Source organism: Acidovorax facilis (assembly GCF_023913775.1).
GTDB lineage: Bacteria > Pseudomonadota > Gammaproteobacteria > Burkholderiales > Burkholderiaceae_C > Acidovorax > Acidovorax facilis.
Window position 1 is genome coordinate 1 of the sequence record NZ_JAMXAX010000088.1, and the last position, 25,665, is coordinate 25,665.

Consider the following 25,665-nt stretch of genomic DNA (forward strand, 5'->3'; position numbering starts at 1 on the left):
CTGAGACTTTGCTTTTGCTGCAGTCCCAGGGCTATTGCGTGGCGTTCGCTCTGGCTCAACTGCTGGTAATTCTTCTGTGTCATCTTGGCCTCAATTCTCGGTGTTGCACTTCAGAATTGAGGCCGCCGTCTGAAAGGCTTGGATTCGAAACACGCGAATGGACCTATGTCCGAAAGGACGGACAACGACTGCCTGTGCAGCTGTCAGTCAACACCATTCGCGACACACACGGCAACGTCCTTGGGTACCTTGGCATTGCCCAGGACATGACGGAACGCTACCGCCAGGACAGCGCACTGCGCCATGCCAAGGCGGCTGCCGAAACCGCGAGCGCAGCCAAAAGCATGTTTCTGGCCAACATGAGCCACGAGATCCGCACCCCCATGAACGCGGTGCTGGGTGTAGCGCATCTGCTAGCCGACACCCCACTCAATGACGATCAGCGACAACTGCTGGGCAAGCTGCAGATTGCAGGGCGGTCACTGCTGGGCATCATCAACGACGTGCTGGACATCTCCAAGATAGAGGCCGGGGAGATGACCACAGAATCCGTGGGCTTCAGCCCGGCAGACCTGGTGTCTGAAGTGGTTCAGTTGTTTGCTCCGCAGGCCTCGGGCAAAGGCATCACCCTGGACGTGCAGGGTCTGGATACATGCCCTGCGGCACTGCTGGGCGACCCAACGCGATTGCGCCAGGTGCTGTCCAACCTGGTGAGCAACGCCATCAAGTTCACGCAGCGGGGTTCTGTGCTGCTGCAGGTAGAGCGCCACCCGGCTGTGCTGACCAGCGATGACCGCACCTGGCTGAAGTTTTCGGTGGTGGACAGCGGAACTGGCATTTCCCAGACTGCACTGAAAAATCTCTTTACGCCGTTTGCGCAGGCCGATGCCTCGACCACCCGCCGTTTTGGTGGCACTGGTCTGGGGCTGTCGATCGTCAAGCGACTGAGCCAGCTGATGGGAGGGGACGTGGGTGTGACCAGCGCCGAGGGCGTGGGCAGCACGTTCTGGGTGGCGTTGCCGTTTTCAGTCCCGCACGATAACAGTGAGCCCTTGCAGGTGGCCTCCAGCCAGGACCGGCTCACGGTCTTTGTGGCCGACGACAACGACATTGATCTGAAGGCCCTGGTGGCAATGTGCAATGCGTTTGGCTGGCGCGCCATCCCCATGGCTTCTGGCACGGAGTTAGTCCATAAGGTACAGGACCTGGTTGACGCCCACCAGACGCTGCCTGATGCATTGCTGGTGGACTGGCAAATGCCTGGGATGGACGGCATTGCAACGCTGCAGATGCTGGCCGAACGCCTGGGCAAGTCGCAGCTGCCCGCCACCCTGGTGGTGTCGGCGCACGAGCGGGACAAGGTGGTAAGCGCCGACACCCATGGCGTCGTCAATCGGATACTGACCAAGCCGGTGGAGCCAAACACCCTGTTCAATGCAGTCAATGCCTCAATCGCCGCACTGACAGGCCACCAAGGTCAGGTCATTGGAGCGTCAAGCCTGGATGGGATGCAAGGCCACTGGCTAAAGGGCGTGCGTATTCTTCTGGTGGATGACAGCGACATCAACTTGGAAGTGGCCCGAAGGCTCCTGGAGAAGGAAGGCGCATGGGTGGAAACCTGCGCGAACGGACAGGAGGCAGTGCGGGCCGTGGCGGCCACGCAAGGTACCGGCACCACCGTGTTCGATGCCGTGCTGATGGATGTGCAGATGCCTGTGATGGATGGGTATGAAGCCACGGCGCGTATCCGCCAGGACCTGGGGCTGGTCCACCTTCCCATCATTGCGCTGACGGCGGGTGCGTTGTCCGAAGAAAGGCGGCGTGCAGAGGCTGCGGGCATGAACGCCTTCCTGACCAAGCCGCTGGACCCCAACCTGCTGGTGCGCACAGTGCATGCCCATGTGGGCAAGGCGCAGGGCACGCCCCTGAACGCGTCTGGCGGTGTGTCGCCGCACCCGCAGGCCGTGGACACCCAGTGGCCCGAGATACAAGGGATTGACACCGCAACCGCCATGAAGCTGCTGCAGGGCGATTCAAACTTGTTCCTCGACCTGACGCAACGCATGGTACGCGACCACGGCAGTGCCAGTTTTTTATTGAGCGTTGGCGACACGCCAGAAGCCTTGGCCACGCTGCTGGCGCGCGTGCACAAGCTGCGCGGATCAGCGGGTATGCTGGGTGCCAATGCTGTGCACGCACTGACGACAGACCTGGAAACCCAGCTGCGTGACCTACAGAGCAAATGGCATACGGGAGCAGAAGTGCCTCCAGGGGTTATCAACCTGTCGCAGTCGCTGAACGATGCGCTGCGGCAGCTGCAAGCCGATTTCGAAGGGGTGCTGATCGCACGCAGCAAGGACACCAAGTCCACCCTCAGCGCCGATGAACCCACGCAGACCCGGGCGACCGGCACGCTTTCCGAGCCCAGCCTGCAACGCATCCATGCGGTCCTGCAATCGCTGGACCGGCAAGACCTGGCGGCCCTGACGGAGATGGAAACACTGGCGCAGGAACTGACGCAGTGGATGGGCAGCGAGGCGGTCCACACCCTGCAACAGGCGGTCAACCGCCTGGATTTCGCGGAGGCAAGCCGATTGCTGTCGGGCCTGATCTCCTCCACAGCGGATCATGGCGCTTTTGGAGGAAACTCCTGAGTCCGCAAACGGGCTCCGTCAAGAAATTAATTGGCGCCTGCCACTCGATTCACCGCACAAGAGATCCCCATGCCCCACCTGCTTGATTCAGGCCCTGCCAGTCTATTGATCGTGGACGACGACATCACCGTAGTCCAGGTCTTGGCCAAGGCGCTGGCGGGGATCGGTAGCATCCGCTACGCGCTCAGCGGCGCAGATGCCCTGCGACTGCTGGAGCAAGAGCCCCCGGATGTGGTGCTGCTGGACGCTCATATGCCAGGCATGTCGGGCTTTGACGTGTTGGGCGCGATGCGTGCCCACCCGCAGTGGGAGGATATTCCGGCGATTTTCGTCACCAGCGACACGAGTCAGGGCATGGAAGAAGAAGGGCTGGCACAAGGCGCGGCAGACTTCATCGGAAAGCCCTTTCATCCAGCCATTGTCGCGGCGCGGGTAAGAACCCAGCTGCGGCTCAAACGGGCGCTGGACAGGCTGCGCCAGCTGTCATCCATCGACGCCTTGACGGGCATAGCCAACCGTAGAACGCTGGATGAAACACTGCTGCGCGAGTGCAAGCGATCACAGCGCAGCCGCACAGCCATTGCGGTGCTGATGCTGGATGTGGACCATTTCAAGCGCTTTAACGACACCTATGGGCACGGCGCAGGAGATGATGTATTGGTCCAGATAGCGCGTGCGTTGGAAAGATCCTCCAACCGCCCGGCAGATCTGGTCGCACGGTATGGGGGCGAAGAATTCACAATGGTGCTGCCAGACACCGATGGCGACGGCGCTATGGCGGTGGCATCGACCCTGATGGCGAATGTGGCCCAGTTAAAAATCCCGCACAGTGCCTCTGCCACAGGCTTTCTGACCGTGTCCATCGGCATCGGCTGCTTTGACAAAGCCTCCGACCACTGGCACCAAGCACCATCAGATTTCCGAGAACCCTCTACCACCTCAACGCTGGTGTGTGCCAAGGCCTTGCTGGCCACCGCAGACCAGGCACTGTATGCAGCCAAACAGGCTGGGCGTGCACGCGCCATCCTGGAGCGATGCAACCAGGTCATGCCCAGCTGAACCGCGAAGTCTGCAGGGCGCCACAAGGGACCTGCGTCTGGCTTTTTTTGCAATGCTTTACGGAGCACTGCGTCCCGCTGCCGTGCCAGCCCGATCGGCCGCAAACGCCACATACCAGTCCAGGCACCCCGGATTCGCCATCGCGTCCTTGTTCACCACCTTTTCGATGGGCTGGCCCAGCAGCAGTTTCTTGATGGGCAACTCCTGCTTCTTGCCGCTCAGGGTGCGCGGCACCTCGGCCACCGCAAAGATGTCGTCGGGCACAAAACGCGGGCTCAGGGCCGTGCGCACGGCACCGTTGATGCGCGCGCGCAGGGCGTCGTCGAGCGCGTAGCCAGGGCGCAGCACCACAAACAGCGGCATGTAGCTCTCGCGGCCCAGGTACTCCAGGTCCACCACCAGGCTGTCGAGCACCTCGGGCAGTGATTCGACCGCGCTGTAGATCTCGCTCGTGCCCATGCGCAGGCCGTGGCGGTTGATGGTGGCGTCGCTGCGGCCATAGATCACGCAGCCGCCGTTGGCGCCGATCTTGAGCCAGTCACCATGGCGCCAGACCGCACCCATGCTCGCTGGGCCATCGCCGCCGCCGGGCTGGCGGCCGTGGCCTGCGGGGTACATGTCGAAGTAGCTCGACAGATAACGCGAACCGTCCTTGTCGCCCCACAGGTACAGCGGCATCGACGGAATCGGCTGCGCACAGACCAGCTCGCCCACGGCGTCCTGCACGGGACGGCCCTCGGCGTCCCACGACTCCACAGCGGCGCCCAGCATGCGGCACTGCATCTCGCCGGGCACCTGCGGCATCTCGCGGTTGCCGCCGATGAAGGCGCCGCAGAAGTCGGTGCCGCCCGAGATGTTGTTCCACCAGATGTCGTGCGTGCCCAGCCCCTCGAACTGCGCCGTGCCCCACTGCTGCACCTCGGGCGACAGCGGCGAGCCCGTGGTGCCCAGCGCGCGGATGCGCGTCAGGTCGCCAAAGTCGGCCAGCGTGATGCCCGCCTTCATGCAGTTGGCAAAAAACGCCGCACCCGCGCCGAAGAAGGTCACGCCCGTCTCGGCCGCAAAGCGCCAGAGTACGCCCCAGTCGGGGTTGTCCTTGCTGCCGCCCGGGTTGCCGTCGTAGATCACGCAGGTGGTGCCCGACAGGAGGCCCGAGAGCTGCGCGTTCCACATCACCCAGCCGGTGGAGCTGTACCAGTGGTAGCGCTCGCCAAAGCTGTTGGCCTCGTAGCTGCAGCCAATGTCGTTGTGCAACACCTTGAGCTGCAGCGCCACCAGCACCGTGCCGCCATGGCCGTGCACGATGGGCTTCGGGAGCCCCGTGGTGCCGCTGGAATAGACGATCCATAGCGGGTGGTCAAACGGCAGCCACATCGGTTCAAACCCTGCGGTCTCCGCATCATTTTGTGCCGTAGCGCTTGTCCAGTCTACACAACCAGCTATCGAAACAGAAGCATTCAGATTACCCAGCAACACCACATGCTGCACGCTGGGCAGGTCGGCGCGCAGCTCGGCCAGCACGCCAGTGCGGTCGTGGTCACGCCCGCCGTAGGTCACGCCGTCCACGGCGATCAGCACCTTGGGCTCGATCTGGCGGAAGCGGTCGAGCACTGCGTGCGTGCCCATGTCGGGCGCGCAGATGCTCCACACCCCGCCGATGCTGACCGTGGCCAGGAAGGCGACCATGGCCTCGGGCACGTTGGGCAGGTAGGCGGCCACGCGGTCGCCGGGCTGGATACCCTGGGCCTTGAGGTGCAGGGCCAGCGATGCGACCTGGCGGCGCAGCTCGGGCCAGCTCAGCTCGCGGTGGTTGCCTTTTTCATTGCGGCTGATGATGGCGGGCAGACCCGCTGCGTGCGCCGCATCGACATGGCGCAGCGCCTGGCGCGCGTAGTTGACCTGAGCGCCAGGAAACCACTGAGCGCCGGGCATGGTGTTTTTGCCCAGCACGGCGGTGTGGGGGGTGGGCGATTCGATCCGGAAATAGTCCCACACGCTTTGCCAGAACGCATCCAGCTCGGTGGTGGACCAGCGCCACAGCGCGTCGTAGCTGTCGAACTGCAGGCCGCGCTGGTCGCGCAGCCAGTTCTGGTACAGGCGGATCTGGGGGATGTAGGGCGGGGTTTGGTGTGTTGTCTCCATGGCGACGCAGCGTACCAGTGGCACGGGGTGCAGGCCAGCCAACCCCGTCACCCGGTTGACAGCAGGGTGAAATGCATATTTCGCACATTCGTGCTAAATTTCGCCCCATGGATGCCAAGACCCAGAAATCAGAACTCACCCGCGCGGCCATTGTGGGCGCAGCGCTGGACCTGGCTGCGGCCGAAGGGCTGGAGTCGATCACGCTGCAGGCCGTGGCCGACCGCGTGGGTCTGTCCAAGAGCGGCGTGTTCTCGCGCGCCGGCTCGCGCGAGGCGCTGCAGAAGGCGGTGATCGAGGAGTTTGGCCGCCGCTTCCTGGCCGATGTGTTTGTGCCCGCCATGCAGCACCCCAAGGGCCTGCCGCGCCTCCAAGAAATCGTGCGCCGCTGGATTGCCCGCACGCGCGATGTGGAGGCTTTCACCGGCTGCATCTACACCGCAGGGGCCTTCGAGCTGGACGACCGCGAAGGCGAGCTGCGCGACCTGCTGCATTCAGAGATCACACGCTGGCGCGCGGCACTGCGCCGCACGGTGATCCAGTCCATCGAGGCCGGGCACCTGCCCGCCGACACCCCGCCCGACCAGCTGGTGGGCGAGATCTATTCCATGATCATGGGCTTGTTGCACGACGTCCGCTTCCTGCGCGATCCGCAGGCAGTGTCACGCACCGAGGCGTCCTGGGCGCGCCTCGTCAAGAGCTACCTCCCTTCCCCCGCCTGAGACGCGGTGGTGTGCCAGGGAGACCTCTTGTTTTTTTATGCCCCAATTTCGCACAACCGTGCGAAGAAAGGAACCACCATGTTGATCATCCTGGGCATTGCCGCCATTGCGGCCGCAGTGGGCGCCATCCGGTCGCTGCGCAGCACCCTCACCAGCCTCCCGCGCAGCAACCGGGACTGGGTCTTTTTCTGAGGTGCGCGCCGCGCGCCCCACTCCATCCCTTCAGGAACCCCACCATGAACACCTCCTCTTCATCCACCGCCCTGCGGGCCACGTCCAGCTTCTACGGCGAGCACCCCGGCATGCGCCTACTGCGCCTGGCGCTGGGCGCCACCGAGCGACTGTGGCCCGCACTGGCCGTGCGCGTGGCTGCGCGCCTGTTTGGCACGCCCCTGCCCCTGCGCAAACCCGGCCGCCAAGCCGTGCCGCCCGGCCACTGGCGCACAGAGCGCTGGCCGTTTGAAGACGCCGAGATCACGCTGTACCTGCCCCAGGCCCAGCCGCACGGCCCCACGGTGCTCCTGCTGCACGGCTGGGGCGGGCATGCGCGCCAGATGCTGCCGCTGGCCGACGCCCTGACTGCCCGCGGCCTGCGCCCGGTGCTGGTGGACCTGCCTGCGCACGGTGGCAGCCGGGGCCGCGTGAGCAACCTGCCCCAGTTCGCCCGCGCCATCGAATACGCCACCGCCCGCCTGCACGTGCAGGACTCGGCGCCCCATGCCGTGGTGGCCCATTCGCTGGCTGCCAACGCAGCGGCGCACGCGGCCAGCCGGGGCCTGGCCACCCAGCGGCTGGTGCTGCTGGCACCGCCCGCGTCGCCGCACGAATACACGCGCCTGTTCGCCCAGGTGTTCGGCCTTTCGGAGCGCACGCGTGCCGCCCTGCAGCGGCGCATCGAAGCCCGAGAAGGCATCCTGATGCGCCAGTTCGAGCCCCCGGCTGTGGGCTCCCGCATCGCGCTGCCCACGCTGGTGGTGCACGACCGGGGCGACCGCATCAACCGCTTTGCCGACGGCGAGGCCTACCGCGACCACATCCCGGGCGCCACGCTGCTGGCCACCGAGGGGCTGGGGCACCGCAAGATCCTGCAGCAGGCAGAGGTGCTGCAGGCCGTGGCCGACTTTGTGGCTGTGCCCGCAAGCGCCGGCCCTACGCCCTCACACAGCCCACAACCCTTGGCTTGACTGCGGTATTTCCGGTGCCGTAGCGCACCCATTGCTTAAACTTGCGCCCTTTTTCCGTTTGCGCAAACCTTCTGGCACCGTTCGAGGACGGTGCCCCGCAAATGCCCTGCCTTGCCGCGCCGCTGGTTCCCACGCGCGCATCGGCCCCGGGCCCGGCTTTCTCTTCATCCTTGCGATGCGGCGTTCCGGCAAGCCACCCCTGTGGGTGTCCCAGCCATCCGCCTGGCCGGCCCGTATTTCCTTCCGAGATGTGCAGCAGCCGCTGCGGTCGGCACCTGCATGCATGCGCTTCATTCGTGCATGGCACAGGTAGCTACATGTGCCTTGACCGCCGAGCGCGCCCGGTGGCACGCTCCTGTAGCGCAGATGCGGCACGCGGCACACCGCATCCCGCACGCCGTGAGCCAGGCAAAACCCGGCGAAAGGCGCCGCGCATCTCCTTGTCGATTCAGCAGAAGAAAGGTGATCCATGGAACTTCTCATCTCGGCGGGGCTGATCCTCGCCATCGTGCTCTGGGGCGTGGTTGCGCCCGATTCGCTGGGCACCGTGTTCGACACGGCGCTCGCGGCCATCACGCGCAACTTCGGCTGGTTCTACCTGTGGGTGGTGCTGGGCCTGGTGGTGATGGCACTCATCCTGGCGTTCAGCCGCTATGGCGACCTGAAGTTGGGCCAGGAAGACGACGAGCCTGAATTCTCCATCGGCGCGTGGTTTGCCATGCTGTTTGCTGCCGGCATGGGAATCGGCCTCGTATTCTGGGGTGTGGCTGAGCCGATCTCGCACTACGGCACGCCGCCGCCTGGCATCGCGCCGAATACCCCCGAAGCCGCCAACGCGGCCATGCGCTACAGCTTCTTCCACTGGGGCCTGCACCCCTGGGCGGTGTACAGCATCGTGGCATTGGCGATCGCGTTCTTCCAGTTCCGCCGGGGCGGCTCAGCCCTCGTCAGCACGGCCGTATCAGCCCTGCCGTGGGCGCCACTGCAGCGCATCGGCCCGGTGGTCAACATTCTTGCGGTAATCGCCACCGCTTTCGGCGTGGCCGCATCGCTGGGCATGGGCGCGCTGCAGATCAACAGCGGCCTGGCCGCCACGATGGGCGTGCCGGTGAATGAAGCCTGGCAGGTGGGCATCATTGTGGTGACCACCGTTCTGTTCCTCACTTCGGCCGTGTCGGGTGTGGCGCGCGGCATCAAGTGGCTGTCCACTTTCAACCTCGTCATGGCGGCGCTGCTGGCGCTGTCTGTGTTCGTGCTCGGGCCCACGGTGATCATCATCGACACCTTCACCAACACGCTGGGCAGCTACCTGAGCGAATTCGTGCGTATGAGCTTGCGCATGACACCCTTTCGCGACAGCGGCTGGGTGAGCGGCTGGACGGTGTTCTACTGGGCCTGGTGGGTGAGCTGGTCGCCCTTCGTGGGTCTGTTCATCGCACGCGTCTCGCGCGGGCGCACGATTCGCGAATTCATTCTGGGCACCGTGCTGGCGCCTACGCTGGCAGCGTTTGTGTGGTTCTCGGTGTTCGGCGGTACGGCGCTGCATCTGGAGATCATGCAAGGCGTGCCTTTGGCGCAAGCCGTCAAGGCCGATGTTTCGACCGCGCTCTTTGCCATGTTCCACGCGCTGCCCTGGGGGGCTGTGATGTCGTTCGTGGCCACGTTGCTGGTGCTGGTGTTTTTCGTCACCTCGGGCGATTCCGCCACGCTGGTGCTGGGCATGATGAGCACTGGCGGCAATGAGAACCCGTCGGCACGCGTCAAGATCACGTGGGGGGTGCTGGTGTCGGGCATCGCCATCAGCCTGCTGCTGGCCGGTGGCGTGAAGGCGGTGCAGACCGCCACCATCGTGTTCGCGCTGCCGTTCACCGGTGTCATCCTGCTCATGGCGCTGGCGCTGTGGCGCGGCGTGAAGGCAGACTGGGAGGCCGAAGACCGCCGCGACCGCGCCTTGCGCCGCCGCATGCGCGAGATGGTGGGGCCGCCCCCACAGCCATAGGCCACAAGCTGGCGCCAGCAAGAGACAAGAGACGCACGCCCAGAACATGCCCGCCGCGCTGCCGGTGCGCAAGGGGTGCAGGGGGCGCAGAGGGTGTGCGGTGCATACGTCTATCATCCGCAGCCACACCCGCGCCCGTGCGCCTCTTTTTTCTATTGCCTCTCTTCGCGTCAGATACCCATCCATGCCCATGCTCATGTCCGCCTGGCCTGCCCTGGCCCTGCTGCTGCCCGCCCTGGTGCTGGTGTCGGCCATCTACTTCCTGGCCAAGGGCGACCGCAGGGCGTTTGCGCAGCTGCTGGCCCTGCTGGCCTGCTGGGTCATCGGTGCATTGCTGATGGAGTTCTTCATCTTCATGGCGGCACGCATGGCACGTTCGGGCAGCGCGGCCATGCCAGTGCTGGGCACAGGCACACGTCAGCTGCTGGAGACCATGGCCAGCCCGCGCTCCATCGCCGCACCACCGCTGTCGCTGGCCGCCATGGCGGCCTACAGCGTGCTGGCGGCGTACCTGTGGGTGCTGGTCACCTGGGGGCTGCACCTGCGCGGCAAGCCAGCGGGTGGCGCCCGCAAGAAGCCCGCCAAGGGCGCGCGCAAACCGGCACGCTCGTAACGCACCGTAATTTTTGATGTTTTGAGGCCCTAGCGCTCATCCCGTATCATTTTTTAGCTATTTAATTTATAGCATTCAGGCGCACTGCCTTGATGCAGGGCAAACCGCCGCGCGGAGTGCCCGCCCACAATGGCAAGCCCCACCCCACGGTTGCAGGGTGGATGCCGGACTGCTTCGCCCGGTCTTCTTGCCATGACCTCCTCCTCACACAGCGACGTTCTCATCGTCGGCGCGGGCCCTGCGGGCCTGTCGCTGGCCATTTCCCTGGCGCAGGCCGGGTTCACCACCACCGTGATCGAACAGCAGTCTGAGGCCACGCTGGCCCACCCCGCGCCCGATGGCCGCGAGATCGCGCTCACCCACCCCAGCGTGGCCACGCTACAGCGGCTAGGCACCTGGGCCGGCCTGGCGCCCCACGAGGTGGGCACCATCCGCGAAGCGCAGGTGCACGACGGCCCGCTGGGCCAGCGCAGCGCCCTGCAGCTGGGCACCCAGGGTACGGGGCTGGAGGCTCTGGGCTTCATCGTGCCCAACCACGCACTGCGCCGCACGGCCTATGCCGTCGCGGCACGCACACCGGGTATCCGCATCGTGACCGGCGCCCAGGTGGTGCGCGTGGCCACGCAGTCCACCCATGCCGAGCTGGAGTACTTGCCCCAGGCTTCCGCCGGCGCCCCCAGCGATGGCCCTGCGCCATCGCCACAGCGTCTGCAGGCCCCGCTGCTGGTGGCGGCGGACAGTCGCTTCTCGGCCACGCGGCGGCAGCTGGGCATTGGCGCACGCATGACGGACTTTGGCCGCACCGTGATCGTTTGCCGCATGCGCCATGCCCAACCCCATGGCGGCGTGGCGCACGAGTGTTTTGGCTATGAACGCACGCTGGCGGTGCTGCCCTTGCCCAATGACCCCCAAGAGGGGCATGCGCTGTGCTCGGTGGTGGTCACGGCGGGCACTGCCGACGCAGGTGCGCTGATGGCCCAGAGCCCGCAGGCCTTCGCCGCTACGGTGCAGGCCCAGCTGGGCGACCGCCTGGGGCCTTTGCAGCTGGAGGGCGAACGCCACGCCTACCCGCTGGTGGCCGTGTATGCACAGCGTTTTGCAGACCACCGCTGCGCGCTGCTGGGCGACGCCGCCGTGGGCATGCACCCCGTGACGGCGCATGGCTACAACCTGGGTCTGGCCGGTGTGGAGCGCCTGACGGCCGCCGTGGTGGCGGCCCGCAGCCAGGGCCACGACATCGGCAATGGCGAAGCCCTGGCCACCTATGCGCGGGCGCACCACCGCCACGCATGGCCGATGTACGAGGGCACCAATGCCATCGTGCGGCTGTATACCGACACGCGCGCCGTGCCGCGCCTGCTGCGGCAGCTGGTGCTGCAGGGCGCGCGGCGGCTGCCGCCGCTGCAGGCCGCCATCGTGGGGCAGCTGACGGGCAAGGCGCCGGTGTGGGCGCAGCTGGCGCGCTCCTAGGAGCGTGCTGCCAAGCAGCCACCGGCGAGCAGCTTTACGCGCCGTCCACGCCGAGGGTCGCCATGCCATACAGCGGCGCCCCCAGCCACGGCCACCACAGGGTCTCCAGCACCACACCCGGCCAGCCATAACACTCCGACACGCTCTGCTGGCGCAGCAGCGCCAGGCGCGGGTGTGCGGCGGCCAGCTCGTCCATGCTGCCCACGCCCCAGTGGAACTCCGCCCCCGTGGGTCCCACGCTGGCGTGCTGCGCCGCGCGGCCCACGGCACGGTGCGTCATGACATCAATCACCAGGCGCGAGCCTTCCGGCGCGCACTGCGCAAACTCGCGCAGCACGGCCTGCACCTGCGCGGGCTGCAGGTACATGAGCACCCCTTCGCAGACGATGAACACCGGCTGCACGCCCGCACCGTCGCCTTCCCCTTCCTCCTTAGGCAGCCCCAGCCGCTGCCACCAGCCAGGCTGCGTGATGTCCACCGTGGCATGGCGCGTGCGCGGGCAGCGCACCGGCAGCAGCTCGCGGCGCAGGTCCATGACCTCGGGCAGATCAGCATCGAGCCACTGGTTGGCGCCCGTATCGAGCCACTGAAAGTGGTGCGACAGGCCACAGCCCAGGCTCACGCCGCCAGCCTTCGGGTGCGCAAGGAAGAAACTGCGGCCCGCATCCTTGATGGCGCGCGTGCGCCACAGTACGTTGAGCACCGTGGGCAAGTCGTCCAGGCACGGTTCCACATCGGCACCCAGGCGCTCCACCAGGCTGGTGGCCACCACGTCGTTGCAGGCCAGCCAAGGAAAGTAACGGCTCCCCCGCGCGCGCGCTGCCAGCGGGATCAGCAGGGTGCTGGGCACGGCCCGCAGGTGGGCGCGCTGCAGCAGGCAGGGGGTAGCGGCGTCGGAGGCGGCGGCGCCATCCCCCGCGTTCTCAGGGTTGCGCTGCGCCGGGGCGGCGGCGGTGCGGGCACGGCGTCGGGTTGGGGGCGGATGCGGCTGCAAGGTCCTCTCCTCCTGTGGCCACCGGGTGCCACGGCTGGTTGGTTGTTTGCGACGGGGCCCACCAGAACACAGGCCTGCGCCATTGTGAACGGGTTGGAGTGTGGTGCGGGGGATGGGCTGGGTGCGTGAAGGGACACCATCACGCCCTCCATCCGGCGCTGCCGCTGTGTCAACGCTCCATGATCCGCGCAAACGCAAGTGGCCGCCAGAGCCTGCGTGGGGTGTTCTTGATGGATCGCAAGGGCGTGGCTACACTGCGGCCCTTCACCATCTGGGTACCGCTTCATCGTACTGCCCGTGTCACTCGGTACAAGTGACAAACGGGCATGTTCGGCCAAGGTGCCCCATGTATCCAAACCTATCGGCCTGGCTGCTCGTCGCAGCCAGCGTCATTGCAGAAGTTGCCGGAACCGTCGCGCTCAAGTACTCCGATGGCTTCTCCAGACTCCTCCCGTCAGGCATGGCAGCTGCGTGCTACGCACTCGCCATCTGGCTCATGGCCGTGGCCATGCGCCAGCTCGACATGGGCCTCACCTATGCAGTCTGGGCGGCCAGCGGCACGGCGGCCGCAGCCGTGGTGGGGATGGCGCTGTTTGGCGAGCCAGTGGGTGTCATCAAAGTAGTGGGTCTGGTGTGCGTGGTGGGAGGCGTTGTCATGCTCCACCTCGGAAGCCCTCAGTGATGGCTTCTGGTGTTGATCAAGGCCCACACCAATTCCACCCCGGCCGTCAGCAGATCGCCCGTGAATGAGCTGTCGCTCGCATCACTGGCGCTGGTGAACGCGCGCTTTTGCCGCTCGCGTTCGGCGCGGCTGCGGTCGCGCTCCAGGGCCACCAGGGCGTCGCCGATGTCCACCGGGGGGGTGGCGTGGGTGGTGCGCTCGCTGCTGGCCTTGGCGTAGCCCTCCATGGCGCGCACCACGGCGTCGGGGTCGATGAGGGAGAACGCGGCGCGGCAGTAGGGGCAGGCGTGGTCCTTGCGGATGTCCACGGGGGCGCCGCAGCTGGTGCAATAGATGGCGCCCACGCGTTTGGCCAGGTCGTCGATCTCGGGGCGCGTCATGTGGCGCACGAAGCCTTTTTCGACCATGAAGGACGAGAAGGTGCTGAAGCGGCCATGCAGGCGGGCGCAGCGGTAGATCATGTAGCGGCCGCTGCGCACCACGTCAAAACCTTTGGCCAGGCTGGTGTTGCAGCGCAGGCAGGCCATGCGTTCTGCCAGGGGCTGGTGCTGGTCGGTGCGGTGTTCGTGCAGCAGGCGGAACAGCTCGACCACCGACTGGGGCGCAAGCTTGAGGTTTTCGTGCCGGTCGAACCACAGGCCCTGGCAGGCAAAACAGATGTCCAGCTCCAGGGAGTGCCCCTGGTTGCTGGTGAACCGGTGGGCCTGCATGGGCTGGCGGCAGTTGGGGCAGGACGGCTGAGAGTGCATGGCGGCGGTGCCCACAAGGGGCAGAGCGGGGTAGGCCCAAATGCTAACCCGGGGCACGGCGGACGCCCGGCGAAAGAGTTGCAGCTTCGCGGCATTGCCTCACCCATCCACTAGCATTCGCGCCTCAACAACAAGGAACCGACAAGATGGGATTCATGAACTGGCGCACAAAAAGCGCTGAGGTGCTGCAACAAGGTGGGGTGATTGGGCCCGATGAGCGGCTGCCCTGGCCGCAGACGGCGGTGATGGGGGTGCAGCACGTGATTGCGATGTTTGGGGCCACGGTGCTGGCGCCCATCCTGATGGGCTTTGACCCGAACGTGGCGATCTTGATGAGCGGCGTGGGCACGCTGATCTTCTTCCTGGTCACGGGCGGCAAGGTGCCCAGCTACCTGGGGTCGAGCTTTGCGTTCATTGGCGTGGTGATTGCGGCCACGGGCTACGCGGGCAAAGGTGCCAACGCCAACATTGCCGTGGCGCTGGGCGGCATCATTGCGTGTGGCCTGGTCTACACGCTCATCGGCGCGCTGGTGCAGGCCATTGGCACGGGCTGGATCGAGCGCTTCATGCCGCCCGTGGTCACGGGCTCGGTGGTGGCGGTGATCGGGCTGAACCTCGCGGGCATTCCCATCAAGAACATGGCGGCCAGCAACTTTGACAGCTGGATGCAGGTGGTGACCTTTGTGAGCGTGGGCCTGGTGGCCGTGCTCACGCGCGGCATGGTGCAGCGCCTGCTGATTCTGGTGGGCTTGATCGTGGCGAGCATCATCTACGCGGTGCTGACCAACGGCCTGGGGCTGGGCAAGCCCATGGACCTGTCCGCACTGGCCAACGCCGCATGGTTTGGTTTGCCCAACTTTGCTGCGCCGGTGTTCGAAGCCAATGCCATGCTGCTGATTGCGCCCGTGGCCATCATCCTGGTGGCCGAGAACCTAGGCCACATCAAGGCCGTGACGGCCATGACGGGCCAGGACCTGGACCGCTACATGGGCCGCGCGTTCATTGGCGACGGCGTGGCCACCATGGTGAGCGGCGCTGCAGGCGGCACAGGCGTGACGACCTATGCCGAAAACATCGGTGTGATGGCCGCCACCAAGATCTATTCCACCGCCGTGTTCTTGCTGGCGGGGGTGTTTGCGCTGGTGCTGGGCTTCAGCCCCAAATTCGGCGCGCTGATCCAGACCATTCCGCTGCCGGTGATGGGTGGTGTGTCCATCGTGGTGTTTGGCCTGATCGCGGTGGCTGGCGCCAAGATCTGGGTGGACAACAAGGTGGATTTTTCGCAGAACAAGAACCTGATCGTGGCGGCCATCACGCTGATCCTGGGCACGGGCGACTTCACGCTCAAGTTCGGCCAGTTTGCGCTGGGCGGCATCGGCACCGCCACATTCGGGGCGATCCTGCTGTACGCGCTGCTCAACCGCAAAGCGGCGTAATCTGCGGGTATGGGGACGCCGGACCGCATTTGTAAGGGTTAACCCTTAATTTGTAAGGAACGAAGGCTAGCATCCTGGGTTTTGTCCACAGGGCCATCCGCTCACCGGGCGGGTGGCCTTTTTCTTTTTGCGGAGTTTGTTCATGTCCCTGGCCGATCGGGTGCTGTACCCCGACTTTCTCTCCCGCACCATGTCCGCCGATGAAGCGGCCGCCCTGATCCCTGCCGGCGCCCATGTGGGCATGAGCGGATTCACCGGCGCGGGCTACCCCAAGGCTGTGCCGGGCGCGCTGGCCCGCCGCATCGAAAGCCTGAACGCGCAGGGCCATGGCTTCAAGATCGGTCTGTGGACGGGGGCCAGCACCGCGCCTGAGCTGGACGGCGCGCTGGCCCAGGTGGACGGCATCGAGATGCGCCTGCCCTACCAGTCCGACCCGACGGTGCGCCGCCAGATCAATGCGGGGCAAATGCAGTATGTGGACATCCATCTGTCGCACGTGGCGCAGTTTGTGTGGTTTGGCTTTCTGGGCAAGCTCGACGTGGCCGTGGTCGAGGTGTCGGGCGTGTTGCCCGACGGGCGGCTGATCCCCTCGTCTTCGGTGGGCAACAACAAGACCTGGCTGGACCAGGCCGACAAAATCATCCTGGAGGTGAACGCATGGCACCACCCGGGGCTCGAAGGCATGCACGACATTTACTACGGCACCGATGTGCCGCCGCACCGCAAGCCGATCCCGATGACACGGCCCGACGAGCGCATCGGCGAGCCCTATCTGCGCTGCGACCCGAGCAAGGTGATCGCCGTGGTGATGACCAACCAGCCCGACCGCAACAGTGTGTATGCCGCGCCGGACGACACCTCCAACCGCATCGCAGGCCACATCATTGAGTTTTTGCAGCACGAGGTGAAAAAGGGCCGCCTGCCCAAAGACCTGCTGCCGCTGCAGTCGGGCGTGGGCAACATCGCCAACGCGGTGCTGGCGGGGCTGAACAACGGGCCGTTCGAGAACCTCACGGCGTACACCGAGGTGCTGCAGGACGGCATGCTGGACATGCTGCGCTCGGGCACGCTGGCCAGCGCATCGGCCACGGCGCTGTCGCTGAGCCCTGCGGCCATGCAGGACTTCAACGAGCGCATCGACTATTACAAGCAGCGCATCGTGCTGCGCCCGCAGGAGATCAGCAACCACCCCGAGCTGATCCGCCGCATGGGCCTGATTGCGATGAACGGCATGATCGAGGCCGACATCTACGGCAACGTCAACTCGACCCACATCATGGGCTCCGCCATCATGAACGGTATCGGCGGCTCGGGCGACTTTGCGCGCAATGCCTACCTGTCGATCTTCATGACGCCGTCGCTGGCCAAGAACGGCAGCATCTCCTGCATCGTGCCCATGGCCTCGCATGTAGACCACACCGAGCACGATGTGCAGATCCTTGTGACCGAGCAGGGTTTGGCCGACCTGCGTGGGCACTCGCCCTCGCAACGGGCGCAGATCATCATCGACCGCTGCGCGCACCCCGACTTCCGCCCTGCGCTGCACGACTACGTGGCCCGCGCCAAGCGGGGCGCCGTGGGCTAGCACACACCGCACCTGCTGAACGAGGCGCTGTCGTGGCACCAGCGGTATGTGGAGACGGGCAGCATGCGCGCGCCAGCGGGCCCTGGCAGCACGGTGTAAAGAGGACACCCCCAGGCCTGCCAGGCCTTTGACAGCCAATTGCCAGCCTGGGCAGATAAAATCAGGGTTAACCCTAGGTCTATCGACCTCCCCCAGTCCACCCTCCACCAGCCCCATCCGGGGCTGGTGGCTTTTTTGCCTGCGAGTTTTTTTGACCATGCAACGCCGTCAGTTCACCCAATCCCTTGTGGCCGCCAGCACCGGCCTGCTGCTTGCCACCTCTTCGCGCGCCGTGGGCGTGCAGGACCCCATGGACGCCAAGAGCGTGACCATTGGCTGCTCGCTGGGCACCACCGGCGCACTGGCCAGCCTGGGCAAGGAATTGAAGCAAGGGCTGGACGCAGGCATTGCGCAGGCCAACGCCAAGGGCATCCATGGCCGCGAGATCAAGCTGCTGGCACTGGACGACGGCTACGACGCCGCGCGCTCCGAAGACAACGTGCGAAAGCTGATTGCCGACGCCAACGTGGTCTCGCTGATCTCCTGCATGGGCACGGCCAACAACCAGCGCATCCTGCCGCTGGTGGACGAGGCGCAGATCCCCTATGTGGCCCCACAGAGCGGTGCCACGTCGCTGCGCAAGGCCGAGTACCGCTCGGTGTTCCACGTGCGCGCCAGCTACGCCGACGAAGCCCAGCGCCTGACGCAAAAGCTGGTGTCCATGGGCATGAACGACCTGGCCATCGTGTACCAAGACACGGCGTTTGGCCGCGAGTTTCTGGCGGACGTGAACAAGGCCATGGCAGCCGCCAAGCAACCAGCACCCAAGGCTTTCAAGCTGGATGCACAGGGCGCGCAGGTGCCCGATGTGGTGGGCAAGGCCGTGGCCGCCAAGGCCGCCGCTGTGCTTCTCGGAACCGCAGGTGACGTTACCGCCACACTGGTCAACGAGTTCAAGAAGGTGTCGTCCAGCACGCCGCTGGCCGCCACCAGCGTGGCGCTGTCGGGCGACAACCTGCGCCAGCTGGGCGGCAAGGCCTCGGGCATTGCACTGTCGATGGTGCTGCCCGACGCGGCCCGCACGAGCGTGGCCGTGGTGCGCGACTACCAGAAGGCCATGCGCGCGCTGGGCTACCAGGAGTTTTCGGCCCGCAGCTTTGAAGGCTATGTGAATGCCCGCGTGCTCACCGAAGGCCTGGAACGCGCCGGACGTGAGCTCACCCGCGCCAAGTTGCGCAGCGCACTGGCCGGTATCCGCAGCAGCGACCTGGGTGGCCTGTCCATCGACTACGCCGGCGGCGCGCCGTATGTGGGCTCGCGCTTTCTGGACCTGGGGGTGATGGGCGCCAACGGCAAGTTTGTGGGCTGAGGATTGATCGTCCGAACCATGCCGTGTCAGCTGTGCTAGGCGTCTGTAACGCCCTGTCCTTGGACCGACTATAGAGGGTTGTTGTCTGGCAATTGCTTCTGCATGCACAGCATCTATCCGCTGCGCATACTGCACAATGCCCCGGCCGAAGAGAGGGAGAAACTTCGGCTCCACACAAGCCTCTGTGGTGTGTCACCGCCGAGGCCACGACCATCTTCAGTGATCGATTGCATGAAAAATCTCGCATTGTTGACCTTGCCTCGGATGATTGGGGCCGCCCTGGTGGCGTGCAGCTTTCAGGCGTATGCGCAGACTCCCATTGACGTAAAAATCCTGGGCGTGACTTTTATCGAGGCCCCTCCTGGCAGAGACAAAAATCTGGTTCCGTTTGCTGCCACCGGCGACATGGAAAAGGTGGAGGTCAACGCTATTGCCACCACGCGCTCCGGTCTTTTCACCCAGTGGACGAACTCGTTCTTTGACAAAGGCGACGTGCGAGTGACGGCGGTGTTCCCCGACAAAACCACCCAGAGCCTGGGTCAGGCGGACATCGCCAGCTTTCCGAAATTTTCAACCGACGCTCGCTCACGCAGCTTCGCACTGACCCTCAACCGGCTGCCCGACAAGGCGGTGACCGGACTGATCTTCGAAGGGACGGTCCCCCTCAGCGTGGCCAAGCGGACCACAAAAGCGGCCCAGGCTTTCGACCCGGACCGCCCAGGCCCCATCAAGCTGGGCGGGGTAGACATCAAGCAGTTCAAGGTGGAGGGAAAGAGCGTCCAGTTCCAGGGCAATGACACGCTGTTGCGCATCAAGACGCTGTCCTTCAAGCTCTCTTCCGGTCAAGTGGTGCAAGCCGAGCGCGGCGCATGGGCGCGTATGAACAACGAACACCAGCAAACGTGGAATATCGACACAGCCTTTACCCGCGGCGAACTGCAGGCCGAGCTGTACGAAGACATGGAGACCGTGCGCCAACCCGTGCGTTTTGTCATCGGCCGCCCCTGGTAACGCCGCTTGCGTAGTGAGCGCACTGACAGAGGGCATACAGCAAAGCTGAGAGCGTACGCAGGAAGCTCCACCTGCTCACCGCGGGCCATAGGCACAATCGCGGCTCGTACTGACCCGGCTCTGACGCCCGTTGAACACCATGCCCATCTGGAAAAAACCCATCGACCTGGCCCTGCTGGAGGCCGCCAACCGCAACACCGCCGTAGAGCACCTGGGCATTGAATTTGTCGAGGTGGGTGACGATTTTCTGCGTGCACGGGTGCCCGTGGACCACCGCACCGTGCAACCCTTTCGCCTGCTGCACGGCGGGGTCAGCGTGGTGCTGGCCGAGTCGCTGGGCTCCACCGGCGCCTACTACACCCTGCCGGAGGGCTACCGCGCCGTGGGCCTGGACATCAACGCCAACCACCTGCGCTCTGCTACCAGCGGCTGGGTGACCGGTACGGCACGGCCCGTGCACATTGGCCGCACCACGCATGTGTGGCACATCGATATGCACAACGAAGCGGGTGAGCTGACCTGCGTGTCGCGGCTGACGATGGCGATCCTGGCACCCCGGTAGAGATCATCCCCCTGAGGCGCTGCGCGCCTTCCCCCTTCTCTCGAATCGCTTGCGCGATTCGGGAAGGGGGACACCGCCAGCGCGGCGGGGCGGCCCTTGCGCGGCGGTCCTGGCCTGGGGCGCGCTAGTTTCTGAAATTGGCGGGAATTTGAGAGAAATAAGCCTCCAGCGCTTGATATATAAGCGCTGACAGCTATCTATTCAGTAGCATTCCGCTGCGCCAGGCGCTCGCTTTTCCAGTACACGTCATCGCCGCCGTCCATGCGGTTGAGCACGCGGGCGAGCACGAACATCAGGTCGGACAGGCGGTTGAGGTACTGCCGGGGTGCGTCGTTGATGGCCTCTTCGTTGCCCAGCGCCACCACCACACGCTCCGCGCGGCGCGCCACTGTGCGGCAGACATGGGCTTGCGCGGCGGCGCGGGTGCCTGCGGGAAGGATGAACTCCTGCAGCCGGGGCAGCGCCGCGTTGTGGTGGGCCAACGCCTCGTCGAGCGCCAGTACCGCCTCGGCCTTGAGCAGTTCGTAGCCGGGAATCGACAACTCGCCCCCCAGGTTGAACAGCTGGTGCTGTACCTCGACAAGCAGCTCGCGCACATCGGCGGGAACGCGCTCGCACAGCAGCAGGCCGATGTGGGAGTTGAGTTCGTCCACGTCGCCCAGAGCATGGATGCGCAGGCTGTTTTTGGAAACGCGTTGGTTGTTGCCCAGTCCGGTGGTACCGGCGTCGCCGGTGCGCGTGGCGATCTGTGTGAGTCGGTTGCCCATGGGGTGCCTCGGTAAGGTGGAGCGCAGGTGGCAGGGGCGCCGCATGCGGTGGAAGAATTCGCAGATTCTCCGCCACCCAGGTCCACTGCGGTGAGAGGGGGCCTATCACCCTGCTCTCCGCACAAGAAGCCACGTTGCGATATGGCTTCACCGTGCCACGCGCTGCCCAGACAGACCAACGCCCCTGCCATCACCTGCAGGGGCGTTGGTTCGAACCCGTTGGCTACGCACGGCCCGATCAGTGGGTCATGGGAGTGCGGTTGAGCTTGTCAATGTCAGCGGTGGATACGCCCGTGTTCGTGGGCTGCAGGGTGTTCCAGGCGTTCGCATGGTAGGTGTCCCACTCCTTGCGCGACACCATCCCGTCGCCATTGCTGTCCATCAAGCGTGCATTGACACGCGTCTGTGCGGTGGCTGCGGCCTTCCCGCCTGCTGCACTGGGGTTGATCTCGGCCACAGGGGCGGCACGGCCGTTACCCGCGGTGGGGTTGGCGGGTGCAGCGCTGCTCTGGCTGCTGCGCATGTCCACCTTGTTCTGGGCATTGGCAGCCGCAGCGCCGCCCGATGCGGTGGGGTTGACTTCTGCAGGCGGACGCGCGGTGACATTGGCGGGGGCTTGTGCCAAGGCGGCGGTGCACGCCAGTGTGGCCAAAGCGGCGAGGATGGTTTGCTTTTGCATGAAAGGCTCCTTCGATAAAACACCAGAACAAGCGAATTGCTTGGATTCATTGTTTTGGCGCGCACGTCCGTCGCTTGTAGGACGTATACGGGCCTGCCGGTCATCCTGCGCACAAGCGCCACCGTGGGCATGCCGCCTTAGCCTCTCTCACCGATGCCAGGGCTGCAGGCAAACTGCGAGCTACTTCTGGCTACATCCACCCGCAAAAACTACATGTGCCGGTACTGCCGGGTTACACCACGCTGGGAAATGTTGACCTGGGCAACAGCAGGCAAGAGTGCTGGCCTTCACCACCGTGCTGCGGTGCAATGCAACCCTGTTCAACTTCGAAGGAGCTTAGCTTCCATGAAAGCACTGCAACGACGCACCTATTCGTTCGACACGCGCAGCGTGATGCTTTTCGCCGCCATCTCCCTGGGCGGCGCGGGCGCATTGCAAGCACAGACCACTTCGGCATCCCCCCAGCCCGCCCCAGCCAGTAAAACGGCACCCCAGGCGGACTCCAAATACTCGTATGGCCCCGGCACCGGCAACCCATCGAGGGCGGCCACCACGGCATTCAACCGCGCAGACCTCGACAAGGACGGCCAGCTGACCGAGAAGGAAGCGACACAGCTGCCGGCCATCAGCCAGCGCTTCAAGGAACTGGACAAGGACCAGAGCGGCGCACTGTCACCCTCAGAATTCGAGAAGGGCCTTCTGTCCTGAATTTTTTCGTGAGGCGCCTGAGCCTGGCATGGGTACCAGCCTCCGGGTGGCCTCTGGGATGTAGCGGGCCATTGGGGCCTGCGGGCCCGCCTGCCCTGGAACTCTCCAGACCGCAGGCGGGCTTTGTTTTGGGTCAGTCGTGCAGCGACGACAGGAACTGCTGCAGCTCCGGCGTCTGCGGGTTGCCAAACAGCTCGGCGGGCGCACCTGCTTCATGCACACGGCCCTGGTGCATGAAGATCACGCGGTCACTCACCTTGCGGGCAAACGCCATCTCGTGTGTGACCATCATCAGTGTCATGCCTTCAAGTGCCAGCGACTCCACCACGCGCAGCACCTCGCCCACCAGCTCTGGATCCAGCGCCGAGGTGATCTCGTCGCACAGCAGCACCTGCGGCTCCATGGCCAGCGCGCGCGCAATGGCCACGCGCTGCTGCTGCCCGCCCGAGAGCTGATCGGGCATGGCGTCAAACTTTTCGGCCAGACCCACACGTTCGAGCAGCTTGCGCGCCTGCGCTTCTGCCGTCTTGGCATCACGCGCCTTCACCAGCGTGGGCGCCAGCATGATGTTGCGGCCCACGCTCAGGTGTGGAAACAGGTTGAAGCTCTGAAAGATCATGCCCACCTGCTGGCGCAACTCCCGCATGGCAGCGGGGCTGTCGTGCATGAGTTTCTTGCCGTTGACGCTCAGAGCGCCTTCCTGAAAAACCTCCAGCCCGTTCACGCAGCGCAGCAGCGTGCTCTTGCCCGAGCCGCTTTTTCCGATGATGGCAATCACCTCGCCCTTTTGCACTTTGAGATCGATGCCTTTGAGCACTTCGTTGGTGCCGTAAGACTTGCGCAGGGCCGTGATGTCCACGATGGGTGGATCGCTCACCACGATGCCATCGTGGGCGGGAGTGGGGGTAGCCGTGGTGGCTTCAGCGGCGGTTGCCATGGAGTTTCCTTTCAAGCGATTGCGCCACCAGGCTTACCGGAAAGCACAAAACAAAATACAGCAGGGCGACACAGGCGTAGACGAGGAAGGGCTGGTAGGTGGCGTTGGAGATCATGCTGCCCGCCTTGGTCAGCTCGACAAAACCAATCACCGAAGCCAGCGCCGTACCCTTGATCACCTGCACCAGAAAACCCACCGTGGGCGGCACCGCAATGCGCAGCGCCTGCGGCAGCACCACATGGCGCAGCTGCTCGCCAAAGCTGAGTGCCAGGCTCTGCGCGGCCTCCCACTGGCCCTTGGGGATCGAGGCCACACAGCCGCGCCAGATCTCGGTGAGGTACGCGCTGGTGTAGAGAGTCAGCGCCACTGCCGCGGCCGTCCATGGTGAGGTCTTGATGCCAAAAAGCGCAATGCCGAAATACGCCAGGAACAGCTGCATGAGCAGCGGCGTGCCCTGGAACACCTGCACATAGGCACCGATCAAACGCTCGGTGCCACGCACCTTGGACAAGCGCAGCACCAGCAGCAGCAGGCCTACCAGGCCGCCACCGATGAAGGCGATGAGGGACAGGGATACCGTCCAGCGCGCTGCCAGCAGCAGGTTGCGCAGGATGTCCCACAGAGAGAACTCGACCATGGCGGCTTACCTCCCGACCAGGAAACGTGCACCCGCCCACATCAGCAGGCGGCGGGTGAGCATGGACAGCACCAGATACACGGCAGTGGCCAGGATGAAGGCCTCGAACGCGCGGAAGGTGTTGCTGGAGATGAGGTTGGCGGCATAGCTCAGTTCGGGCGTGGAGATCTGCCCGCACACGGCCGATCCCAGCATCACGATGATGATCTGACTGACCATGGCAGGCCACACCTTTTGCAGCGCGGGTGGCAGCACCACGCGCCGGAAGGTCTGGCCCGGCGTCAGCGCCAGACTGTGCGCGGCTTCGATCTGGCCGCGTGGCGTGGCCTCGATGCCCGCGCGGATGATCTCGGCCGAGTACGCGCCCAGGTTGATCACCATGGCCAGCACGGAGGCGAACTCGGGCGAGAGCTTGAGCCCCAGCGCGGGCAGCCCGAAGAACAGGAAAAACAGCTGCACGATGAAGGGCGTGTTGCGCACCAGCTCCACATAGCTGGCCACCGCCCAGCGCAGTGGCAGTGCACGCGGCCCGAGATTGCGGGCGCGTGCCCAGGCACAGGCCGTGCCCAGCAGCAGGCCCAGCACGGTGCCCACGATGGTCAGGCCAATGGTCCAGAGCACGCCGCGCACCAGCAACGGCCACGAGGACAGCACGGCAGAAAAGTCAAGCGCAATCAGCATGGTGCGAATGCCCTGTGGCGCTTGTCACGCCACGGTCCTGTTCGGTTCTTTCAGCAGGGGCGAGAACAGCGATTACAGGGGCAGATCGCCCGCAGGGCGGCCCAGCCACTTGCTGGACATCTTGTCGATGTCGCCGGATTTGCGCGCCTCGGCAATGATTTCGTTCACACGCAGGCGCAGCTTGTCCTCGCCCTTGGCCACGCCGATGAAGTTGGGGCTGTCTTTCAGCAACAGCTTGTATTCGGTCTGCAAGTTGGGGTTCTTGACCATGATGGTCCCGGCCGTCGATGCGCTTGTGGCAATCGCCTGCGTCTGGCCCGACACGAAGGCGGAGATGCTGGCCGCGTGGTCTTCAAAACGCTTCACGTCCACACCGGGGGGCGCGACCTTGGCCAGTTCCTGGTCCTCCATGGCGCCACGCGTCACGGCCACGCTCTTGCCCGTGAGGTCGGCAAAACTCTTGATGTTCAGGCTCTTGCTGGCGAACACGGCCTGGAAGAACGGCGCATAGGCCGCAGTGAAGTCGATCACCTTCTCGCGCTCGGGGTTCTTGCCCAGCGTGGAGATGACGAGGTCGGCCTTCTGCGTCTGCAGGTAGGGGATACGGTTGGCGCTGGTCACGGGGATCAGCTCGACCTTCACGCCCAGCTTGGTGGCGATGTAATTGGCCATCTCGACATCCAGGCCCTGGGGCTTGAGGTCCGTGCCGACAAAGCCGTAGGGCGGGTAGTCGGTGGGAATGGCAATCTTGATTTCCTTGGCCTTGAGGATGTTGTCCAGCGCGTTCTGCGCGTGGGCGGCAGGCGCCATCAGGGCGGCAGACAGGCCTGCGGCGGCGAACACGCCCAGGGTCAGGCGGCGGGTGGACGAGGTGACGGTGCGGACGGTGGTCATAGCAGGGCTCCTAGGTAGGTGGATGCGTCGACAGGGGCGTCTGGGTCAGACGCTGGGGGGGTGGAACTCTTGGGGGCAGCGCGGGGCTTGCGCGC

General features: G+C 65.1%; 22 protein-coding genes and 1 pseudogene. 14 read left to right on the plus strand and 9 right to left on the minus strand.

The genetic code is table 11. The features are described from left to right. The first annotated feature begins 116 nt into the window (after nucleotides 1-116). A complete protein-coding gene (locus tag NFX52_RS20430; protein WP_162239756.1) occupies nucleotides 117-2,654 on the plus strand; it encodes a response regulator in 2,538 nt (845 codons plus the stop codon). 69 nt (nucleotides 2,655-2,723) lie between these two features. Continuing rightward, nucleotides 2,724-3,713 (plus strand): GGDEF domain-containing protein, encoded by a 990-nt coding sequence (locus NFX52_RS20435; protein ID WP_055396206.1) that lies wholly within the window; start codon nucleotides 2,724-2,726, stop codon nucleotides 3,711-3,713. Between the two features lie 57 nt (nucleotides 3,714-3,770). Here the strand turns inward: NFX52_RS20435 and NFX52_RS20440 are convergent, their stop codons facing one another. Then, nucleotides 3,771-5,855, minus strand: a complete 2,085-nt coding sequence (locus NFX52_RS20440) for an acetoacetate--CoA ligase (RefSeq protein WP_055396220.1) — start codon at nucleotides 5,853-5,855, stop codon at nucleotides 3,771-3,773. 107 nt (nucleotides 5,856-5,962) lie between these two features. Between NFX52_RS20440 and NFX52_RS20445 the strand changes: the two genes are divergently transcribed. The 5 genes from NFX52_RS20445 (at nucleotide 5,963) to ubiM (ending at nucleotide 11,840) form a co-directional block, all read left to right on the plus strand. Further along, nucleotides 5,963-6,574: a TetR/AcrR family transcriptional regulator gene (locus NFX52_RS20445; RefSeq protein WP_055396204.1), complete on the plus strand. Its 612-nt coding sequence runs from the start codon at nucleotides 5,963-5,965 to the stop codon at nucleotides 6,572-6,574. Between the two features lie 236 nt (nucleotides 6,575-6,810). After that, a complete protein-coding gene (locus NFX52_RS20450; RefSeq protein WP_055396200.1) occupies nucleotides 6,811-7,758 on the plus strand; it encodes an alpha/beta fold hydrolase in 948 nt (315 codons plus the stop codon). A 469-nt stretch (nucleotides 7,759-8,227) separates the two neighbouring features. Beyond that, nucleotides 8,228-9,757: a BCCT family transporter gene (locus NFX52_RS20455; protein ID WP_055396198.1), complete on the plus strand. Its 1,530-nt coding sequence runs from the start codon at nucleotides 8,228-8,230 to the stop codon at nucleotides 9,755-9,757. A gap of 190 nt (nucleotides 9,758-9,947) precedes the next feature. Beyond that, nucleotides 9,948-10,370, plus strand: a complete 423-nt coding sequence (locus NFX52_RS20460) for a hypothetical protein (protein WP_242701198.1) — start codon at nucleotides 9,948-9,950, stop codon at nucleotides 10,368-10,370. A 192-nt stretch (nucleotides 10,371-10,562) separates the two neighbouring features. Further along, nucleotides 10,563-11,840 carry a 5-demethoxyubiquinol-8 5-hydroxylase UbiM gene (ubiM, locus tag NFX52_RS20465; protein WP_055396194.1) on the plus strand — a complete coding sequence of 426 codons (1,278 nt, stop codon included), beginning with the start codon at nucleotides 10,563-10,565 and terminating at the stop codon, nucleotides 11,838-11,840. A 34-nt stretch (nucleotides 11,841-11,874) separates the two neighbouring features. Here ubiM and NFX52_RS20470 read toward each other — a convergent pair whose 3' ends face one another. Next, nucleotides 11,875-12,834 carry a class I SAM-dependent methyltransferase gene (locus NFX52_RS20470; protein ID WP_238385530.1) on the minus strand — a complete coding sequence of 320 codons (960 nt, stop codon included), beginning with the start codon at nucleotides 12,832-12,834 and terminating at the stop codon, nucleotides 11,875-11,877. 346 nt (nucleotides 12,835-13,180) lie between these two features. On the opposite strand from NFX52_RS20470, the gene NFX52_RS20475 reads away from it, so the two are divergent. Next, nucleotides 13,181-13,516, plus strand: a complete 336-nt coding sequence (locus tag NFX52_RS20475) for a DMT family transporter (RefSeq protein WP_055396191.1) — start codon at nucleotides 13,181-13,183, stop codon at nucleotides 13,514-13,516. Here NFX52_RS20475 and NFX52_RS20480 read toward each other — a convergent pair. Continuing rightward, nucleotides 13,510-14,265, minus strand: coding sequence for a zf-TFIIB domain-containing protein (locus tag NFX52_RS20480; protein ID WP_289781613.1), 756 nt, complete (start codon nucleotides 14,263-14,265; stop codon nucleotides 13,510-13,512). The two genes, NFX52_RS20475 and NFX52_RS20480, sit on opposite strands and share 7 nt — an antisense overlap. A 146-nt stretch (nucleotides 14,266-14,411) precedes the next feature. Between NFX52_RS20480 and NFX52_RS20485 the strand changes: the two genes are divergently transcribed. The 5 genes and pseudogenes from NFX52_RS20485 (at nucleotide 14,412) to NFX52_RS20505 (ending at nucleotide 20,267) form a co-directional block, all read left to right on the plus strand. After that, a complete protein-coding gene (locus NFX52_RS20485; protein ID WP_055396189.1) occupies nucleotides 14,412-15,701 on the plus strand; it encodes a solute carrier family 23 protein in 1,290 nt (429 codons plus the stop codon). A gap of 142 nt (nucleotides 15,702-15,843) precedes the next feature. Continuing rightward, a pseudogene (scpC, locus tag NFX52_RS20490) lies at nucleotides 15,844-17,385 on the plus strand (succinyl-CoA:acetate CoA-transferase ScpC). 157 nt (nucleotides 17,386-17,542) lie between these two features. After that, the gene (locus NFX52_RS20495; RefSeq protein WP_055396212.1) at nucleotides 17,543-18,694 is read left to right on the plus strand and encodes an ABC transporter substrate-binding protein; all 1,152 of its coding nucleotides are present in this window, start codon (nucleotides 17,543-17,545) and stop codon (nucleotides 18,692-18,694) included. A gap of 102 nt (nucleotides 18,695-18,796) precedes the next feature. Next, nucleotides 18,797-19,705 (plus strand): hypothetical protein, encoded by a 909-nt coding sequence (locus NFX52_RS20500; RefSeq protein ID WP_156358647.1) that lies wholly within the window; start codon nucleotides 18,797-18,799, stop codon nucleotides 19,703-19,705. A gap of 139 nt (nucleotides 19,706-19,844) precedes the next feature. Beyond that, nucleotides 19,845-20,267: a hotdog fold thioesterase gene (locus NFX52_RS20505; RefSeq protein ID WP_055396185.1), complete on the plus strand. Its 423-nt coding sequence runs from the start codon at nucleotides 19,845-19,847 to the stop codon at nucleotides 20,265-20,267. Nucleotides 20,268-20,464: 197 nt separating this feature from the next. On the opposite strand, the gene NFX52_RS20510 is transcribed toward NFX52_RS20505, so the two are convergent. Both NFX52_RS20510 and NFX52_RS20515 read right to left on the minus strand, forming a co-directional pair. Beyond that, nucleotides 20,465-21,034: a cob(I)yrinic acid a,c-diamide adenosyltransferase gene (locus NFX52_RS20510; protein ID WP_055396183.1), complete on the minus strand. Its 570-nt coding sequence runs from the start codon at nucleotides 21,032-21,034 to the stop codon at nucleotides 20,465-20,467. Between the two features lie 238 nt (nucleotides 21,035-21,272). After that, complete coding sequence (locus NFX52_RS20515; protein WP_055396180.1) at nucleotides 21,273-21,713, minus strand: hypothetical protein; 441 nt, start codon at nucleotides 21,711-21,713, stop codon at nucleotides 21,273-21,275. A gap of 345 nt (nucleotides 21,714-22,058) precedes the next feature. Between NFX52_RS20515 and NFX52_RS20520 the strand changes: the two genes are divergently transcribed. Next, nucleotides 22,059-22,421, plus strand: coding sequence for a PLC family EF-hand domain-containing protein (locus tag NFX52_RS20520; protein WP_055396178.1), 363 nt, complete (start codon nucleotides 22,059-22,061; stop codon nucleotides 22,419-22,421). 133 nt (nucleotides 22,422-22,554) lie between these two features. On the opposite strand, the gene NFX52_RS20525 is transcribed toward NFX52_RS20520, so the two are convergent. The 4 genes from NFX52_RS20525 to NFX52_RS20540 all read right to left on the minus strand — a co-directional run bounded on the left by NFX52_RS20525 (nucleotide 22,555) and on the right by NFX52_RS20540 (nucleotide 25,570). Next, nucleotides 22,555-23,358: an amino acid ABC transporter ATP-binding protein gene (locus tag NFX52_RS20525; protein ID WP_055396176.1), complete on the minus strand. Its 804-nt coding sequence runs from the start codon at nucleotides 23,356-23,358 to the stop codon at nucleotides 22,555-22,557. Further along, the gene (locus NFX52_RS20530; protein WP_055396175.1) at nucleotides 23,342-23,995 is read right to left on the minus strand and encodes an amino acid ABC transporter permease; all 654 of its coding nucleotides are present in this window, start codon (nucleotides 23,993-23,995) and stop codon (nucleotides 23,342-23,344) included. The genes NFX52_RS20525 and NFX52_RS20530 overlap by 17 nt, the downstream gene beginning before the upstream one ends. 6 nt (nucleotides 23,996-24,001) lie before the next feature. Further along, nucleotides 24,002-24,676: an amino acid ABC transporter permease gene (locus NFX52_RS20535; protein WP_055396173.1), complete on the minus strand. Its 675-nt coding sequence runs from the start codon at nucleotides 24,674-24,676 to the stop codon at nucleotides 24,002-24,004. A gap of 72 nt (nucleotides 24,677-24,748) precedes the next feature. Further along, nucleotides 24,749-25,570, minus strand: coding sequence for a transporter substrate-binding domain-containing protein (locus NFX52_RS20540; RefSeq protein WP_055396171.1), 822 nt, complete (start codon nucleotides 25,568-25,570; stop codon nucleotides 24,749-24,751). Nucleotides 25,571-25,665: the final 95 nt, after the last annotated feature.

Coding starts and splice junctions, on each gene's coding strand:
- ubiM (WP_055396194.1), top strand. CDS start 10,563: ATGACCTCCTCCTCACACAGCGACGTTCTCATCGTCGGCGCGGGCCCT.
- NFX52_RS20480 (WP_289781613.1), bottom strand. CDS start 14,265: ATGCACTCTCAGCCGTCCTGCCCCAACTGCCGCCAGCCCATGCAGGCC.
- NFX52_RS20445 (WP_055396204.1), top strand. CDS start 5,963: ATGGATGCCAAGACCCAGAAATCAGAACTCACCCGCGCGGCCATTGTG.
- NFX52_RS20510 (WP_055396183.1), bottom strand. CDS start 21,034: ATGGGCAACCGACTCACACAGATCGCCACGCGCACCGGCGACGCCGGT.
- NFX52_RS20460 (WP_242701198.1), top strand. CDS start 9,948: ATGCTCATGTCCGCCTGGCCTGCCCTGGCCCTGCTGCTGCCCGCCCTG.
- NFX52_RS20475 (WP_055396191.1), top strand. CDS start 13,181: ATGTATCCAAACCTATCGGCCTGGCTGCTCGTCGCAGCCAGCGTCATT.
- NFX52_RS20435 (WP_055396206.1), top strand. CDS start 2,724: ATGCCCCACCTGCTTGATTCAGGCCCTGCCAGTCTATTGATCGTGGAC.
- NFX52_RS20515 (WP_055396180.1), bottom strand. CDS start 21,713: ATGCAAAAGCAAACCATCCTCGCCGCTTTGGCCACACTGGCGTGCACC.
- NFX52_RS20530 (WP_055396175.1), bottom strand. CDS start 23,995: ATGGTCGAGTTCTCTCTGTGGGACATCCTGCGCAACCTGCTGCTGGCA.
- NFX52_RS20525 (WP_055396176.1), bottom strand. CDS start 23,358: ATGGCAACCGCCGCTGAAGCCACCACGGCTACCCCCACTCCCGCCCAC.
- NFX52_RS20485 (WP_055396189.1), top strand. CDS start 14,412: ATGGGATTCATGAACTGGCGCACAAAAAGCGCTGAGGTGCTGCAACAA.
- NFX52_RS20455 (WP_055396198.1), top strand. CDS start 8,228: ATGGAACTTCTCATCTCGGCGGGGCTGATCCTCGCCATCGTGCTCTGG.
- NFX52_RS20495 (WP_055396212.1), top strand. CDS start 17,543: ATGCAACGCCGTCAGTTCACCCAATCCCTTGTGGCCGCCAGCACCGGC.
- NFX52_RS20520 (WP_055396178.1), top strand. CDS start 22,059: ATGAAAGCACTGCAACGACGCACCTATTCGTTCGACACGCGCAGCGTG.
- NFX52_RS20500 (WP_156358647.1), top strand. CDS start 18,797: ATGCACAGCATCTATCCGCTGCGCATACTGCACAATGCCCCGGCCGAA.
- NFX52_RS20540 (WP_055396171.1), bottom strand. CDS start 25,570: ATGACCACCGTCCGCACCGTCACCTCGTCCACCCGCCGCCTGACCCTG.
- NFX52_RS20440 (WP_055396220.1), bottom strand. CDS start 5,855: ATGGAGACAACACACCAAACCCCGCCCTACATCCCCCAGATCCGCCTG.
- NFX52_RS20450 (WP_055396200.1), top strand. CDS start 6,811: ATGAACACCTCCTCTTCATCCACCGCCCTGCGGGCCACGTCCAGCTTC.
- NFX52_RS20535 (WP_055396173.1), bottom strand. CDS start 24,676: ATGCTGATTGCGCTTGACTTTTCTGCCGTGCTGTCCTCGTGGCCGTTG.
- NFX52_RS20505 (WP_055396185.1), top strand. CDS start 19,845: ATGCCCATCTGGAAAAAACCCATCGACCTGGCCCTGCTGGAGGCCGCC.